The following is a 2,561-nucleotide window of genomic DNA, read 5'->3' on the forward strand; positions in this document are numbered from 1 at the left end:
CTTTAATAATTAACAAAAATCGGCCGCTACTTTAATGCGGCCGATTTTTTATTTTCCTTTTTTCACCCAATATTTGAACGGCGGTTTTTCCACCTCACTTTGCAGTAATGTGTGATCCATAAATTGACAGAAACTTGGAATATCTCTTGTTGTTGCAGGATCGTCAGCAATAATCAAAAGTATTTCTCCATCGTTAAGATGACGAATATTTTTACGAACAAGCATGACAGGTTCTGGGCAACGTAATCCTAAAGTATCTAGGGTTTGTGTGACGGAAATTTCAGACATATTCTTTTTTCTTTTGAAAAACAGAGCCATATCATACCGCACTTACGGCAAAATTTCGACAAATCCCAGTCATCAGTGATAGACTAGTGCTATTGAAATTACCTTGAAAAAATAAATGGCGGAATACCTCGTTCCTAAAAGAGCGGTTGTTTTTGAAGAAGAAATTAAGAAAAGCCGTTTTATTACTTATTTACAGCATACCGAAGGTTTAGAAGATGCAAGAGCTTTTTGGGCAAAGATTAAACAAGAACATCCAAATGCTCGGCATCATTGTTGGGCTGCCGTAGCAGGCAAGCCAACAGATTCTCTACAACTTGGTTTTTCTGATGATGGCGAACCTGCTGGAACGGCAGGAAAGCCAATGTTGAGTGCATTGCAAGGTAGTCAATTAGGTGAAATTAGTGCGGTGGTAGTTCGCTATTATGGTGGTATTTTGCTTGGAACAGGCGGATTAGTTCGTGCTTACGGTAATGGCGTACAACAAGCGTTAAAGCTGATTGAAAGCGAAATTAAAGTTGAACGAACCCCTTTCAAACTTGATTGTGATTATGGCCAGCTAAATTTAGTCCAACAACTTTGTGAAAAATATCAGGTTGAGATTTTATCTCAAGATTTTCAGGCAAATATTCATTTGATTTTAGGTATTAGTGAAAAAACAGTCGATGTTTTTTCTTCAGAATTAACGGAAAAGTCTGCGGGCAGATTAGTCATCCAACTTTTAGAAACAGGCGAATAATAGTGCATATTTTATCGATTATCCGAATTATTGGTATTCTTGTGATGTGTTTTTCTGGCACGATGCTGATTCCAGCATTTGTCGCACTGATTTATGGCGATGGTGGCGGTAAGGCATTTATGCAGGCTTTTATGTTGAGTTTGACGGCGGGCACATTGCTTTGGTGGCCATGCCATCACCATAAACAAGAATTACGATCCCGTGATGGTTTTTTGATTGTTGTGGCTTTTTGGTTTGTACTTGGCGGCTTGGCTACTTTGCCGCTTCTATTGTTTGATGCACCACACTTAACGGTGGCGTCCGCTGTATTTGAGGCTTTTTCGGGCCTAACGACGACAGGTGCCACCGTGATGACTGGATTGGATAATTTACCAAAAGCAATTTTGTTTTACCGACAGTTTTTACAATGGCTTGGTGGGATGGGGATCATTGTATTAGCGATTGCGATCATTCCCCTTTTAGGCATTGGCGGAATGCAACTTTACCGTGCAGAAATGTCTGGTCCAATGAAGGAACAAAAAATTCGCCCTCGGATTACTGAAACCGCAAAAGTTTTGTGGATGATTTACCTTTCTTTAACCTTGTCATGCGCTTTAGCTTATTGGTTGGCAGGAATGAGTGTTTTTGATGCGATTACCCACAGTTTCTCGACTGTTTCTATTGGCGGTTTTTCAACGCATGATGCCAGTATCGGTTATTTCAATAGCCCATTGATTAACGGAATTACGGTTTTATTTTTATTAGTTTCTGCTTGTAACTTTGGTCTACATTTCCGTGCTTTTTCAACGATTGGACGTGAAAATTTCTTCAAAATTTATTTACGTGATCCTGAATTTCGTTTTTTTATCAGTATCCAAGTTATTTTAGTTGGGGTTTGTACTTCAGTAATGTGGGGATACAGTTACTTTAAGACTTCATGGCAAGATTTTGAGCAGGTATTGTTTCAGGCTGTCTCTATCTCTACCACAACAGGTTACACAACGTCTGATTTTTCCGCTTGGCCCTCATTTGTGCCCGTATTGTTAATCTCTGCATCTTTTATGGGGGGGTGTGCTGGATCTGTTGGTGGTGGTTTAAGAGTTGCGCGTGTATTAGTGCTTTACCTACAAGGAAAACGAGAACTCAAACGCGTAGTCCATCCTAATTTGGTTTATCCAATTAAATGGGGAAAAAATGTATTAGATGAAAGAGTGATTGGTAGTATTTGGGCATTCTTTTCGGCTTATATTTTAGTATTTTTAATTTGTTTACTCGGTGTCATTGCTTGTGGCGTTGAACCTTTCAATGCCTTTAATGCTGTGTTGGCGAGTATAAATAATTTAGGGCCAGGATTAGGTGCTGTTAGTAGTAATATGATCGCCATTCCAGATAGTGCGAAATGGATTTTAACTATCGCAATGGTATGTGGGCGCTTAGAAATTTTTACTCTTTTAGCATTATTTACACCTGCATTCTGGAGATCTTAGCTGAGGTTTAATTTTTAATAAATATTTCGAATTTTGACCGCACTTTTGAGGGAACCGTTTATATTTCCATC

3 protein-coding genes are annotated in these 2,561 nt (G+C 39.0%); 2 read left to right on the plus strand and 1 reads right to left on the minus strand.

All coding sequences use genetic code 11. The annotated features are described in order from the left end of the window. Positions 1–48: 48 nt before the first annotated feature. Positions 49–288, minus strand: a complete 240-nt coding sequence (tusA, locus tag AAX18_RS00015; RefSeq protein WP_005630802.1) for a sulfurtransferase TusA — start codon at positions 286–288, stop codon at positions 49–51. 115 nt (positions 289–403) lie between these two features. Here tusA and AAX18_RS00020 point away from each other — a divergent pair, with 115 nt between their 5' ends. Then, positions 404–1,024 carry a YigZ family protein gene (locus AAX18_RS00020; protein ID WP_005629753.1) on the plus strand — a complete coding sequence of 207 codons (621 nt, stop codon included), beginning with the start codon at positions 404–406 and terminating at the stop codon, positions 1,022–1,024. A gap of 2 nt (positions 1,025–1,026) precedes the next feature. After that, positions 1,027–2,490, plus strand: a complete 1,464-nt coding sequence (locus tag AAX18_RS00025) for a TrkH family potassium uptake protein (protein WP_005629751.1) — start codon at positions 1,027–1,029, stop codon at positions 2,488–2,490. Positions 2,491–2,561 lie beyond the last annotated feature (71 nt).

Source organism: Haemophilus haemolyticus, assembly GCF_001008205.1.
In the GTDB taxonomy this organism is placed as follows: Bacteria; Pseudomonadota; Gammaproteobacteria; order Enterobacterales; family Pasteurellaceae; genus Haemophilus; species Haemophilus haemolyticus_Q.

What these genes read in the sequence shown, in the direction of transcription:
- tusA (WP_005630802.1), bottom strand. Translation starts at nt 288, where the DNA reads ATGTCTGAAATTTCCGTCACACAAACCCTAGATACTTTAGGATTACGT.
- AAX18_RS00020 (WP_005629753.1), top strand. Translation starts at nt 404, where the DNA reads ATGGCGGAATACCTCGTTCCTAAAAGAGCGGTTGTTTTTGAAGAAGAA.